The 13,034-nt window shown below is 75.2% G+C and carries 14 protein-coding genes; 11 read left to right on the forward strand and 3 right to left on the reverse strand.

From position 1 onward, the window contains the following. Window positions 1-76: 76 nt before the first annotated feature. The 9 genes from BMY88_RS01505 (at window position 77) to BMY88_RS01545 (ending at window position 7,855) form a co-directional block, all read left to right on the forward strand. Window positions 77-637, forward strand: coding sequence for a hypothetical protein (locus BMY88_RS01505; RefSeq protein WP_091939397.1), 561 nt, complete (start codon window positions 77-79; stop codon window positions 635-637). Window positions 638-668: 31 nt separating this feature from the next. Then, entirely contained in the window at window positions 669-1,433 is a 765-nt protein-coding gene (locus BMY88_RS01510) for a dienelactone hydrolase family protein (protein WP_091939400.1), read from the forward strand. A gap of 26 nt (window positions 1,434-1,459) precedes the next feature. Further along, window positions 1,460-1,855: an ankyrin repeat domain-containing protein gene (locus tag BMY88_RS01515; protein ID WP_091939402.1), complete on the forward strand. Its 396-nt coding sequence runs from the start codon at window positions 1,460-1,462 to the stop codon at window positions 1,853-1,855. Window positions 1,856-1,950: 95 nt separating this feature from the next. Continuing rightward, window positions 1,951-3,426 (forward strand): AI-2E family transporter, encoded by a 1,476-nt coding sequence (locus BMY88_RS01520; RefSeq protein WP_091939404.1) that lies wholly within the window; start codon window positions 1,951-1,953, stop codon window positions 3,424-3,426. Between the two features lie 47 nt (window positions 3,427-3,473). Beyond that, window positions 3,474-3,893: a DUF350 domain-containing protein gene (locus BMY88_RS01525; protein WP_091939406.1), complete on the forward strand. Its 420-nt coding sequence runs from the start codon at window positions 3,474-3,476 to the stop codon at window positions 3,891-3,893. A 112-nt stretch (window positions 3,894-4,005) separates the two neighbouring features. Beyond that, window positions 4,006-4,767 carry a 3-oxoacyl-ACP reductase FabG gene (gene fabG, locus BMY88_RS01530; RefSeq protein ID WP_091939408.1) on the forward strand — a complete coding sequence of 254 codons (762 nt, stop codon included), beginning with the start codon at window positions 4,006-4,008 and terminating at the stop codon, window positions 4,765-4,767. A 121-nt stretch (window positions 4,768-4,888) separates the two neighbouring features. After that, a complete protein-coding gene (locus BMY88_RS01535; RefSeq protein WP_170860909.1) occupies window positions 4,889-5,503 on the forward strand; it encodes a TetR/AcrR family transcriptional regulator in 615 nt (204 codons plus the stop codon). 88 nt (window positions 5,504-5,591) lie between these two features. Further along, on the forward strand, window positions 5,592-7,166 hold the full coding sequence (locus BMY88_RS01540) for an MDR family MFS transporter (RefSeq protein WP_211435452.1): 1,575 nt from the start codon (window positions 5,592-5,594) through the stop codon (window positions 7,164-7,166). Between the two features lie 65 nt (window positions 7,167-7,231). Next, window positions 7,232-7,855: an SGNH/GDSL hydrolase family protein gene (locus BMY88_RS01545; RefSeq protein ID WP_244524396.1), complete on the forward strand. Its 624-nt coding sequence runs from the start codon at window positions 7,232-7,234 to the stop codon at window positions 7,853-7,855. Window positions 7,856-7,965: 110 nt separating this feature from the next. Here BMY88_RS01545 and BMY88_RS01550 read toward each other — a convergent pair whose 3' ends face one another. From BMY88_RS01550 to BMY88_RS23180, 3 genes are all read right to left on the reverse strand, one after another. Beyond that, a complete protein-coding gene (locus tag BMY88_RS01550; protein ID WP_091939412.1) occupies window positions 7,966-8,367 on the reverse strand; it encodes a cupin domain-containing protein in 402 nt (133 codons plus the stop codon). 133 nt (window positions 8,368-8,500) lie between these two features. Beyond that, window positions 8,501-9,769, reverse strand: a complete 1,269-nt coding sequence (locus BMY88_RS01555; protein ID WP_091939414.1) for a lipopolysaccharide biosynthesis protein — start codon at window positions 9,767-9,769, stop codon at window positions 8,501-8,503. A 70-nt stretch (window positions 9,770-9,839) separates the two neighbouring features. Then, window positions 9,840-11,102, reverse strand: coding sequence for a glycosyltransferase family 4 protein (locus BMY88_RS23180; RefSeq protein ID WP_211435413.1), 1,263 nt, complete (start codon window positions 11,100-11,102; stop codon window positions 9,840-9,842). 75 nt (window positions 11,103-11,177) lie between these two features. Here BMY88_RS23180 and BMY88_RS23185 point away from each other — a divergent pair, with 75 nt between their 5' ends. Both BMY88_RS23185 and pgfA read left to right on the forward strand, forming a co-directional pair. Next, on the forward strand, window positions 11,178-11,906 hold the full coding sequence (locus tag BMY88_RS23185; protein ID WP_139220373.1) for a class I SAM-dependent methyltransferase: 729 nt from the start codon (window positions 11,178-11,180) through the stop codon (window positions 11,904-11,906). 100 nt (window positions 11,907-12,006) lie between these two features. Beyond that, window positions 12,007-13,020, forward strand: coding sequence for a cell envelope lipid trafficking protein PgfA (gene pgfA / locus BMY88_RS01565; protein WP_091939416.1), 1,014 nt, complete (start codon window positions 12,007-12,009; stop codon window positions 13,018-13,020). Window positions 13,021-13,034: the final 14 nt, after the last annotated feature.

Below are 13,034 nucleotides of genomic sequence, written 5' to 3' on the forward strand. Positions count from 1 at the left end.
CCGCCGGTCACCGCGCGCGGTGATCATGCGGCGGTGAGAATGGGCCGGTCCCGTCCGGTCGGCCCTGGAGGCCTGCGTGTCCGAGTCCACTTCCCCCGGGTCCACAGCGTCCGGCGGGATCCGCCACGCCGACCTGCTGGGCATCTACGTCAACGACCACATGGCCGCGGCCACCGGTGGCGTGGAGCTCGTCTCCCGGATGCTGTCGCGGCACCGGGGGACGGCGTACGAGCCCCACCTGGAGATGCTGCTCGACGAGCTCCGCGAGGAGCGGTCGGCCCACGTGTCCATGGCCGGGGCGCTGGGCATCCCGGTGCGGACGTACAAGCAGCTGGGCACCTGGGTGGCGGAGAAGCTCTCCCGCGCCAAGCTCAACGGGCGCCTGCTCACGCGCTCCCCGCTCAGCGACCTCGTGGAGTTCGAGTTCATCGCCACCGCCGTCCTCGCCAAGCGCGCCGGCTTCGAGACGCTGCTGGAGCTCGCCGCCGTCGAGCCGCGTCTGGACCGCGCGCTGCTCGAGCGGCTCGTCGCCCAGGCCGACGACCAGCACCAGTGGCTCGCCGACGCGCGGCGCGAGGTGGCCGCGCAGCTGTTCGGCGGCAGCGCGGGCGCCGCCGACCGGGCCGCCGACACCTGAGCCGCCCGGCCGCCCTGGTAGGGAGGGACCCATGTGCCACGACGCCGACAGCCGCCCGCCCGCCCCGCCGCGCTCCGGTGAGGTCGCCGAGCGCGGTCTGCTGACGCTCACCTCGCCCGACGGCACCGAGTTCGACGCCGCCTTCGCCGCGCCGGCCGGCGAGGCCGCCGCGGGGGTGGTGGTGCTGCCCGACGTCCGCGGCCTGCACCCGTACTACGTCGCGCTGGCGGAGCGGTTCGCCGAGGCCGGCTTCCCGGCGGTGGCCATCGACTACTTCGCCCGCACCGCGGGCCGGGCCGAGCAGGGCGTCCGCGACCAGGACTTCGACTGGAAGGCGCACGTGCCGCAGGCGACCGCCGAGGGGATCGACGGCGACACCTCCGCGGCGATCGCCTACCTGCGCGAGCGCACCCGGCCCGGCCTCCCGGTGATCACCGTCGGCTTCTGCTTCGGCGGCAGCAACGCCTGGCGCCAGAGCGCGGGCGCGCTCCCGCTGGCGGCCACCGCCGGCTTCTACGGCCGGCCGCAGATGGTCGGGGAGGCCGCGGCCTCGGCGCGCCTGCCGGTGCTCATGCTCATCGCCGGCGACGACATGGCGACGCCGGTGGCCGACCAGCTCGCGCTCGCGGACACGATGCGGTCTGCCGGCGCGGAGGTCGAGACCGCCGTCTACGACGGCGCCCCGCACTCGTTCTTCGACCGCGCCTCCGACCAGTGGGCCGAGGCCTCCGCGGACGCCTGGCGGCGCGTCCTGGCGCTGCTGGACCGGATCGGCGACGGCGGGCCGGCCGCGTGACGGGCCCGGCGGGTGGAACCGGTCCGGTGGGGGGCATCGACCCCGAGGTGATCGAGCTGGCGCACCGGGTCTTCGACCTGGCCCGCGACGGGCGCGCCGAGGAGCTGGCGGCCTACGTCGATGCCGGCGTGCCCGCGAACCTCACCAACGACAAGGGCGACACCCTGCTGGTCCTCGCCGCGTACCACGCCCATGCCGATGCGGTCGCGGCCCTGCTGGCGCGCGGCGCCGACCACGGGCGGGCCAACGATCGGGGGCAGACGGCGCTGGCCGCCGCCGTCTTCCGGCAGTCGGCGGAGATCGTGCGCCTCCTGCTCGACGCCGGGGCCGATCCCGACGCCGGGGGACCCAGCGCCCGCGACACCGCCACCTTCTTCGTCCTGCCGGAGATGGCGGCGCTGCTGGACGGCGGGGGCCGCTGACGCCCGTCGCGGCCGTGACACCCTGAAGAGGGGCGGCGGCGCACCGTCCGCCGAGCGAGCGGCGCGGGCGCCGCGCGGGGGAGAGCGGAGAACGAATGGTGGCCCGACCCGAGCTGCCGGGGGAGCGGTCCCGACGGGGACGCGGTCTCGCCCCCGCTCGCGCTGCCGACGCCGCCGTGGAGGCGCGACGGGCCGGTGACGCCCCGGGCGCCGACTCCCTGGGGGCCGCCGCCGCCGAGGCCGCCGACGCAGACACCTCCGTGGCCGAGGCCGCCGCCGAGGAGGCCACCGGGCCCGAGGCGTCCGGCCCCGAGGGGGTCGGCCTCGAGGTCGCCGGCCGCCAGGCCGAGACGGGCCCACCGGGCGCCGGCGCGGCCGCGATCCCCGAGTCCCCCGGCGGCCTGCCGCGCTGGCTGGTGCTGCTGGTCGGGGGAGCGGCGGCCACCATCGCCCTGGGCGGCATCCGGACCCTGGCCTGGCTGATCGCACCGGTGCTGCTGGCGCTGGTCATCGTCGTCGCGCTCATGCCGGTGCAGCGCTGGTTGCTGCGGCACGGCTGGCCGCGGTGGGCCAGCGCCTCGGTGCTGCTGCTGCTGGTCTGGGCGGTCCTGCTGTCGTTCGTGGCGCTGCTGGTCGTCTCCGTGGCCCAGCTGGCCGCGCTGCTGCCCGACTACGCGCCCGAGTTCAACCGCCTGCTGGAGTCGGTGCAGGAGGACCTCAACGACGCCGGCGTCGTCTCCGGCCAGCTGTCGGACCTCCTCTCCGAGATCGACTACGGCCAGCTGGTGGGCGTGGCCACGGGGCTGCTGTCCAGCCTCACCGAGGCCGCCTCCACGCTGCTGCTCCTGCTCTCGGCCCTGGTGTTCCTCGCCATCGAGTCCGGCGGCTTCGGGCGGCGCCTCGCGCTGATCGCCGGCGAACGCCCGCACCTGCTCATCGCCATGGGGCTGTTCGCGCGCGGCACCCGCAGCTACCTGCTCGTCAGCACCGTCTTCGGCTTCGTCGTGGCGGTCGGGGACACCATCGCCCTGGCGATCATCGGCGTGCCGCTGCCGCTGCTGTGGGGCCTGCTGTCGTTCATCACGAACTACGTCCCCAACATCGGCTTCGTGCTGGGGCTGCTGCCCCCGGCGCTGCTGGCCCTGCTCGACGGCGGCTGGTCGGACATGTGGGCGGTCGTCATCGTCTACGCCGTCCTCAACTTCGTCATCCAGACGCTGATCCAGCCGCGCTTCGTGGGCGACTCGGTGGGCCTGTCGATGACGGTCACCTTCGTCGCCCTGCTGTTCTGGGGCTGGGCCCTGGGCGCCCTGGGTGCGCTGCTGGCCATCCCCCTGACCCTGCTGGTCAAGGCGCTCCTGGTCGACGTCGACCCGCGCGGTCACTGGCTGGACGCCCTGCTGCGCGAGGAACCCCGGGCCCCCCGCACCAGCCGGGCGCGCCAGCGCGCCCAGGCCCGCCGCGCCGCGCTCGCCTCGGTGCGGGCCCTGCACGTCCCGCGGCCGCACGTGCCCCGGCCGGGGCGGCGCGGACAGGCCGGTGAGGCGCGGAGCGAGAACCCCGAGGACTGAGGTAGACACAGCAGGCCCGCGTCCCCCTGCCCGGAGGTTCCCGCCCCATGCTGGCCAGCATCGGCTACGCCGTCGCCTACACCGGCGTGGGCCTCGCGCTGCTCGTCCTCGGCTTCTTCGCCCTCGACCTGCTGACCCCCGGGCACCTGGGGCGCCACATCTACGAGCACCGCTCGATCAACGCGGCGATCACCCTGGCGGCGGGCTTCCTCGGCCAGGGGGTGATCGCCTTCGCCACCATCTGGACCAACGCGACCAGCGGGTTCGGCGAGGCGCTGGGCTACACCGTGGTCTTCGGCGTGCTCGGGGTGCTGCTGCAGGCCGTCGCGTTCGTGGCACTCGACCTGGTCGCGCCCGGCCGCCTCGGTCAGCACCTCACCGAGCCGGACTTCCACCCCGCCAGCCTGGTCAGCGCGGCGGCGCAGCTGTCGGTCGCGGCGATCATCGTCGCCAGCATCTGGCCGTGAGCGCCACGCCCGGGGACCAGCGCGCGTAGGCCGGTTCCGCGGCCGTACCGTGTCGGTCGAGCCTCAGCGAGACGACCCGGCGCCGTGTGGTGCCGGCAGGAGAAGGAGTGACATGACCGACGCACAGAGCCGCGTGGCGATCGTGACCGGCGCGGCCCGTGGCATCGGCGCAGCGACCGCGATCCGCCTGGCCGCCGACGGGTACGCCGTCGCCGTGGTGGACCTGGAGGAGGCGGCGGGCAAGAGCACCGTCGAGGCGATCGAGGCCGCCGGCGGCCGCGCGCTGGCCGTCGGGGCCGACGTCAGCGACGCCGACCAGGTGGCCGCCGCCGTCGACCGCATCGCCGCCGAGCTCGGCCCGCCGCTGGTGCTGGTGAACAACGCCGGCGTCCTGCGCGACAACATGCTGTTCAAGATGTCCGACAGCGACTGGGACATCGTCATGAACGTGCACCTCAAGGGTGCCTTCCTGATGTCCCGCGCAGCCCAGAAGCACATGATCGACGCCAAGTGGGGCCGGATCATCAACCTGTCGTCGACCTCGGCGCTGGGCAACCGCGGGCAGGCCAACTACTCGACGGCCAAGGCCGGGCTGCAGGGCTTCACCAAGACCCTCGCCATCGAGCTCGGCAAGTTCGGCGTCACCGCCAACGCCGTCGCCCCCGGGTTCATCCAGACCGAGATGACCAAGGCGACCGCTGACCGGCTCGGCGTCGGCTTCGAGGACTTCATCCAGTTCAACGCGTCGCAGATCCCGGTGGCCCGCGTCGGCCAGCCCGAGGACATCGCGCACCTCGTGTCGTTCTTCGCCAGCGAGGGCGCCGGATTCGTCTCCGGCCAGGTCGTCTACGCCGCGGGTGGCCCCCGCAACTGACGGCAGGTTCCGTGAGGGCCCGGACGGCGATGCCGTCCGGGCCCTCGGCGTTCCCGGGTGCGACACGCTGCACACGCTGAAAGATTGCGTGCACTGAAGCGAATGTGCTGAAGTGGTCCCCGTGACCGGACCGGGGCTGCGCGAGCGCAAGAAGGCCGACACCCGGGCGGCGCTGGCCCGCGCGACGCTGCGGCTGGCCCGGGAGCAGGGCTGGGCCGAGGTCACGGTCGAGCAGATCGCCGCGGCGGCCGACGTCTCCTCCCGCACGTTCTTCAACCACTTCTCCTCCAAGGAGGAGGCCCTCCTCCAGCCCGCCGGGGCCGAGCCCGGGCGGTTCGCGCGGCAGCTGGCCGAGCAGCCCGCGGCGCTGCCCGCCCGCGAGGCGGCCCGTGCCGTCCTGCGCGCCGGGCTCGCCGAGATCGCCGCGGACGAGGACGGCGGCGGCTGGCGGGTCCGCATGGAGGTCATCGGCAGCGATCCGGCGCTGCTGGCCCGCGCCGTCGAGGTCAGCACCGCGGGGGAGCGGGAGATGGCCGAGGCCCTCGCCCGGCGCGCCGGGCAGGACCCCGACCGGGACCTGGAACCGGTGCTGCTGGCCGCGGTCCTCGGGGCCGCCCTCCGCGTCACGCTGGTCCGCTGGGCGTGCGCCCCGGGTCCGGTCGATCTGCCCGCGCTCTTCGACGAGGCCGTCGAGCTCGTCGCCACCGGCCTGCCCGGTCCCGCCGCGCTCTCCTGACCCGCCCGGCCCCGCCCCGCCGGCCGTGCAGGCGCGCGGCCGACCGACACCATCCAGCACCACGAACCGAGGAGCACCCGTGTCCGCGATGGCCGATCCCGCCGCCCCGACGAGCCCGGCGGACGACGGCCCGCCGGCGGCGATGACCCGCCGGGAGGTGCTGTCGGCGCTGTCCGGCCTCTTCATGGGCATGTTCGTCGCCATCCTGGCGGCCACCATCGTCACCAACGCCCTGCCGACGATCATCCCCGAGCTCGGGGGCAGCCAGTCGGTCTACACCTGGATCGTCACCGCCGAGCTCCTGGCCATGACCGCCACGGTGCCGCTGTGGGGCAAGCTCGCCGACCTCGTCGACCAGAAGCTGCTCATCCAGCTGTCGTTCGCGCTGTTCCTGGCCGGCTCGCTGCTCGCCGGGCTCTCGCAGGACACCACGATGCTCATCCTCGCCCGCGTGCTCCAGGGCGCCGGAGCCGGTGGCCTCACCGCGCTCGTGCAGATCGTGATGGCGGCGATGATCCCGCCGCGCGAGCTGGGCCGCTACGCCGGCGTCTTCGGCGCCATCTTCGCCGTCGGCACCGTCGCCGGGCCGCTCATCGGCGGCGTCATCGTCGACACCTCCTGGCTCGGCTGGCGCTGGTGCTTCCTGTTCGGCGTCCCCTTCACGGTGGCCGCGATGGTGCTCATCCAGCGCACGCTGAACCTGACCGCCGTCCGCCGCCGCGAGGTGCACGTCGACTGGCAGGGTGCGCTGCTGCTCACCGCCGGCGTCAGCACGCTGCTCATCTGGGTGACGCTGGCCGGCAACGACTTCGACTGGATCTCCACCCCGACCGCGCTCATGGTCCTCGGCAGCGTCGTCCTGCTGGCGCTGGCCGTGCTGGTCGAGGCGCGCTCGCCGGAGCCGGTGATCCCGCTGGGGCTGTTCCGCAACCGCACCGTGTCGCTGGCGATCGTCGCCAGCGCGCTGGTGGGCATCGCGATGTTCGGCGGCACGGTGTTCCTCACCCAGTACTTCCAGGTGGCCCTGGGCTACTCGCCGACGAAGGCCGGCCTGCTCTCCCTGCCGCTGGTGGGCGGCCTTCTGGTGTCCTCCACCGTGGCCGGCGCGCTGATCACCCGGAGCGGCCGCTGGAAGGGCTACCTGATCGCCGGCGGCGTCCTCATGACGCTCGGCTTCGGCCTGCTGTCCACGATCGACGCCGCGACGTCGATGTCGCTGCTCGGGATCTTCATGGCCGTGACCGGCGCCGGCGTCGGCCTGCTCATGCAGAACCTGGTGCTCGCCGCCCAGAACGACGTGCCGGCCGCCGAGCTGGGCACGACGACATCGGTCGTCTCCTTCTTCCGCAGTCTCGGCGGCACCATCGGCGTCAGCGTCCTGGGCGCGGTGCTGGCGGCGAAGGTGGCCGACGGGCTCGGGACGGCCGGCGGCGGCTCGGGCGGGCACGGAGAGGCCACTGCGCCGGACATCTCCGAGCTGCCCCCGGAGGCCGTGACCCTGGTCCAGGACACCTACGCCGGCGCCACGGCCGACCTGTTCCTGATCGCCACGCCGCTGGCCGCGCTGGCCCTGGTCGCCGTCCTGTTCATCCGGGAGAAGGCGCTCAAGACCACCTCGGGTGCCGAGCGGCTCGCCGCGGAGCAGGCCCCGATCCCGCACTGACCGGCGCACTGACCGGCGCGCCGGCCGGCGGGCAGAACGCCCGGCCGGCCGGTGTTGTGCCGGGGGTGACGGACTCTCCCCGCCTGCACCTGGCCCTCCTCGGAGACAGCATCGCGTTCGGCACCGGCACCGAACGCGTCGAGGACGGCCTCGGCCCCCGGCTGGCCGTGGCCCTGCGCGCCGACGGGCACGACGTCGCGCTGGCGGTCCTCGCCGTTCCCGGAGCGGTCTCGGCCGACCTCGCCGCGCAGGTGCGCCGGGCGGTGCCGGGGACCGACCTGGCCGTGGTGGTGGTGGGCGCCAACGACCTCGCCCGGATGGTGGCCCCGGAGCGCGCGGCCACCGCCCTGGGCGAGGCGGTCCGGGCGCTGCGCGCGGCCGGCGCCGACGTCGTCGTCGTCCCGGCGCCGGACATGTCGTCGCTCCCGCTCGTGCCCCCGGCGCTGCGGCCGGTCGTGCGCGCGGCCTGCGCCGAGCTGCAGCGCCGGCAGGAGGAGGTGGCCGAGTCCGCCGGTGCGCGGGTGGCCGCCGTCGCGGCGCACGTGAGCAGCACGTTCGACGGCGACCTGTCGATGTTCGCCGCCGACCGCTACCACCCGTCGTCGGCGGGCTACGCGGCGATCGCCGCGGTCCTCGTCCCGTTCGTGCTGGACGCGGCGCGGGCGCGCCGGGACGGCGAGGTGGCCTGACGGGCGCGGGCGCGGGGGCGGGCGCAGGGGCGGGAGCGACGTCGGCGGGGCGCGACGGCGGCAGGGTCCGACGGCGGCGGGGCCCCCGGTCCGGGAGCCCCGCCCGCACGTCAGTCGGACGTCGGCGGCTCGTCCTTGCCCGCCTCCTCCAGCTCGTCGGCCTCCTCCTTCGTCGCGTGCACCGCGCCGTCGGCGTGCTCCGGCGGGCCGTAGACCGTGTAGAGGACGAGCGGGTTGGGTCCGGTGTTGACGAAGTTGTGCTTCGTGCCGGCCGGGACGACGACCAGGTCGCCCTGCACGACCTTCTTCGTCGAGCCGCCGACCCGCGCCTCGCCGGTGCCGCTGACGAAGGTCAGGATCTGGTCGATGTCCTCGTGGACCTCCTCGCCGATCTCCCCGTCCGGCGGGATGGTCATGATGACCAGCTGGGTCTTGTCCCCGGTCCACAGGACCCGGCGGAAGTCGGCGGACTTCTCCGCCTCGGTGGCGATGGTGTAGTGGATGACGGCCATCGTCGGCTCCTCTCGTCGTGCAGCGCAGGTGCCGTCCGGGCGAGGGCCCGGACGGCGAACGCCCTGCTCCTGCCCGGTGCGAGCGCGGATTAGTCGTCCCGGAGGTGTGAGCTGTCCGGTGGCGGCGCCGGGCCTACGCGGCGGTGACACTCCCGGCCATGTGGGCGCGCCAGAGCCGCACCAGGCCCGTGGCGACGAGCAGGACGCTGGCCGTGACGGCCGCGAACACGACGTTCAGCACGGTCAGCAGGTCGAGGGCGATCAGCAGCTCCACCAGGACGACCTCGAGCACGACGGCGCCCCACACCGCGGCGGCGGCCACCCGGTCGGCGGCCGCGATCCCCGAGTACAGCAGCAGCTGGGCCAGTGCCAGCAGGGTGCCCAGCAGGGCGAAGACCCAGGAGGCGTCGCGGAGGGCCGCGCCGTACTCCGCGCCGCCGACGAGCGGGAGCGCCCGGGCGCCCAGGATCGCCGTGGCGGCGGTGAGCAGCGCGCCGACCGAGCCGACGAGGGCGACGGCGGCCGGGAGCACCCGCCGGCGGGACCGCGCGTTGGCCAGCCGGGGCAGCAGCACCACGCTGACGCCCTGGGGAAGCCAGAAGGCGATCTTGGCGAAGATGGACGCGACCGCGTACTCGCCGGCGAGCTCCGCGGGCAGGTAGTGGCGGGCCAGCAGGACGTCGAGGTTCACCAGGAGCACGAGCCCGAGCAGCGGGACCGACGCCCGCGCGGCGGCGACGACGTGCGGTCGGGCACCGCGCGCGATCCCCGGCCGGCCGCAGGCCACCCAGCCCAGCACCGCGCTGGCCGTGCAGCCGAGGGCCATGCCGATCAGCGCGGACCCGGGGGTCCCCCCGATGAGCAGGCCGCCGACGCCGCCGCCGGTCTTGGCCACGCCGAACAGGCCGGTGAGGATCGCCAGCCGGTGGTAGCGGCCGCACCCCTGGAGGAGGCCGTCGTAGCCGCCGACCAGCGTGTGCGGCACGAGGACGGCGACCAGCCACAGCACCGTCGACGGGCGGTCCAGGTGCAGCAGGGCCACGAGGGGGCCGACGGCCAGCAGCCCCAGCACGCCGACGGCGAGCGCACCGGCGAGCTGGGCCGCGTGCAGCCGGGCCATGGTCAGGCGCTGCTCGTCGGGGCCGGCGTCCCGGCGCAGCGCGCCCAGCCGCAGCGCGGCCGCCGTCTGCAGGCCCGTCATCGGCACCACACCGATGAACATGACGCTGAGCAGGGCGGCGAGCTCGCCGTACGCCTCGGGGGCCAGCAGCCGGGCGGCCGCGACCGTGAAGACGTAGGCCAGCCCGTTGACGCCCAGCAGGGCGAGCGAGACCAGCGCCGCCGGGACGGCGGCCTGGCGCCGCGTGCGGGCGATGCCGGGGACGGTCGGGGTCGCGGTCATCGCGGCACCCCGGACCGAGGCGCCCGGACGACCGCGGCCCGCTGCCGCGTGGTGCACCGGGCGCGCCCGCTCATGCCGTTCCCGCCCGACCGGCCACCGCGGCGGTGCCGGGGTCGTCGAGGGCGGGGGGGACGGCGCCGTCGGCGGTGCCGGCGCCCCCGATCGCCACGCGGTCGAGCGTGCTGCTGAGGTGCGCGAGGTCGGGATCGCCGCCGGCCGGGATCGCGTCACGGACGGAGCGGGCCAGGACCGCGGCGAAGTTGCGGACGGTGACCGGCCACTCCAGCGAGGCGGCGTGGCGGGCGGCCGCGGCCCCCATCGCCGCGCGCGTCTCGTCGTCCTCCAGCAGCCGGGCGGCCGCGGCGGTCATCTCGTCGAGGTCGTCGACGAGCACGCCGCTCACCCCGTCGAGGACCGACTCCCGCAGGCCACCGGCCGAGCGGTAGCCGACGGTGGGGACGCCGTGGCCGCCGGCCTCGTTGACCACCAGCCCCCAGCCCTCCTTGATCGACGGGCACAGGTGCACCCATGCCGAGGCGAGGAGCTCGTGCTTGCCCTGCTCGTCGACGTAGCCGGCGAACGTCACCCGCTCGGCGACGCCCAGCCGCTCGGCCTCGGCGCGCAACTGGTCCTCCCACCAGCCGTCGCCGATGATGGTCAGGCGCAGGTCGGGCCAGCGGTCGCTCAGCCGGGCGAGGACCTCCAGGGCGTGCTCGACGCGCTTGTGCGGAACCAGCCGCCCCAGCGCCACCAGTTCGGGGATGGCCGACCGCCGGGTCGTCACGGACGGAATCGGCTCGATGCCCACGGGGACGACGGTGATCCGCTCCGCCCCGATGCCGAGCCCGACCATCTCGCCGCGCGTGGCCTCGGAGATCGTCACGTAGCGGGAGCGCCGGTAGACGCGCGGCGCGATGATCGACTCCAGCCACCAGCCGACCCGGCCCATGACGCGGCCGAAGACGATCGGCCACTGCTCGCGGTGCACGTGGTAGACGACGGCGGTCACCGGCCCGCGGCGGACCAGCGTGCTGCAGAACGGGATGCCGTTCTGCACGTCGACCACCAGGCGGGGGCGGGTGCGCCGGACGAAGGCCAGGGCCCGCGGGTAGACGCTCAGCCGGCTGCCGCGGCGGACGATGCGGACGCCGTCGACGACCTCGTCGGCCGGGGCCCGGTCGTGGGCGGCGCAGAACAGGGTGACGCGGAGCCCGGCGGCGGCCAGCCCCTGGGCGACCTGGTGGACATAGCGCTCCGACCCGCCGCCCTCGGGGTGGGTGGTGTCGCGCCAGTTCACGATCAGGACGTCGGTGTCCACGGGTCGGTCGAGCACCCGGGGCACATTAATGCACGTGACAGACTCCATCGATCCCACACGCGGGACCGGCAACCCGAATGGAGTGCTCGCATGGACCGATCGGCCACCTTCTCACGGTCGGTCACGCTCTTCCGGGCCTTCCGGCGCGAGCAGTCGGACCCCGACGACTTCTACGGCATCCTGGCCGCCGACTCGGTGGCCCAACTGTCCCGCTGGGTCGACCTCCCGGGCACCACGGTGCTCGACGTCGGGGGCGGTCCGGGGTACTTCGCCGACGCGTTCCGCGGCGCCGGCGCCACCTACGTCGGCCTGGAGCCGGACGCCGGCGAGATGGCCGCCCGCGGGGAGATCGAGCCGGGCACGCTGCGCGGCAGCGGCGAGGAACTGCCCATCCGCACGGGGGCGGTCGACGTCTGCTACTCCTCGAACGTCCTCGAGCACGTCCGCCGTCCCTGGGCCATGGCCGACGAGATGGTGCGGGTGACCCGCCCCGGCGGCCTCGTCTACCTCTCCTACACCCCGTGGTTGTCGCCGTGGGGCGGGCACGAGACCTCGCCGTGGCACTACCTCGGCGGCATGCGGGCGCGTCGGCGGTACGTGCGCCAGACCGGCGCGGAACCGAAGAACCGGTTCGGCGAGTCGCTGTTCCGGGTCACGGCCGGCGGGGCCGCGCGGTGGGCCCGGTCGTGCCCGGACGCCGACCTGCTCGCCGTGCTGCCGCGGTACCACCCGTGGTGGGCGGCCTGGGTGGCGCGGGTGCCGGGGCTGCGCGAGTTCGCGTCCTGGAACTTCGTGCTGGTCCTGCGCAAGCGGGGCTGAAACCCGCCTCGGCGTCGGCTCGTCGGCACCGGTCCGGGCGCTCGGTCGGGGTAGCCTGGGCGGGTTGTCGCGACCCGGCCGTGGCGGGGGAAGGAAGTGCATGCGGGCACGTGTCGTCGGGCTGACCGTGGTCGGGCTCGGGGGCTGCGCGCTCGCCGTCGCCCTGCTGGCGGGCACCTGGCCGACCCCGTCGCCGGAGGAGCTGGCCCTGGACGAGTCGTTCGAGACCGTGGCCACCGGTGAGGGCAGCTACCTCGACCCCGCTGACCTCGTGCCGCGCACCGGTGCCGAGCTCTCGCGGTCGGTCCGGGTGAGCGGCGACGAGGACACCGGCGACGCCGACGACGACACGGTCGTCTGGACCGCGCAGACCACCACGAGCGACGCCGACGGCACGCTGATCGACACCGGCGTCACCATCGCCTGCCTCGACCGGCGCACCGCCGAGGCCCAGCCCTGCGCCGCGGAGTCCGTCGACGGCGAGCCGGTCGACGTCGCGGGGCTGACCGTGGCCTTCCCGCCCGACACCCAGCGCCGCGACCACGACGTGTGGGACGGCGCCGTGCGGCAGGCGCTCCCGGCCCGCTTCGCCGGCACGGACGAGGTGCGCGGGCTGGCGGTCCTCCGCTTCGAGCAGGAGGTCCCCGAGCAGGCCGTGGCCACCGTCGCCGTGCCGGGCGAGTGGTTCGGCCCGGCCCCCGATGCGGACGCCGACGACGACGCCGCAGCCGACGACGACGAGCCGGCGGGCGACCTGTCCGCCGACGTGCTGCACAGCGGCACCCGCACGCTGCTCGTGGAGCCGGTCAGCGGCGTCGTCGTGACCGCCGAGGAGAGCGTGCTCACGGTGCTCCGCGCCCCCGACGGCCGGGCCGGACCCGTTCTGCTGTCGGGCACCTTCCGCTCCACCGACGCGACCGTCGCCGACGCGGTCGCCCGCGCCCGGCAGGCCCTCGACCGGCAGGACGGGATGGACGACGGCCTGCGCTGGGCGCTCGGTGGCACCGGTCTCGCGCTGGTCGTCCTCGGCGCCCTCCTGGCCGTCCGCAGCCGTCCGGCGACCGCCCAGCCCGGTGAGGACGAGCCCGCACGGGTCCCCGTCCTCACCGCCTGAGCGCCGGCGAGGTC

The sequence above is a fragment of the Trujillonella endophytica genome, assembly GCF_900110555.1.
Classification (GTDB): Bacteria; Actinomycetota; Actinomycetes; order Mycobacteriales; family Geodermatophilaceae; genus Trujillonella; species Trujillonella endophytica.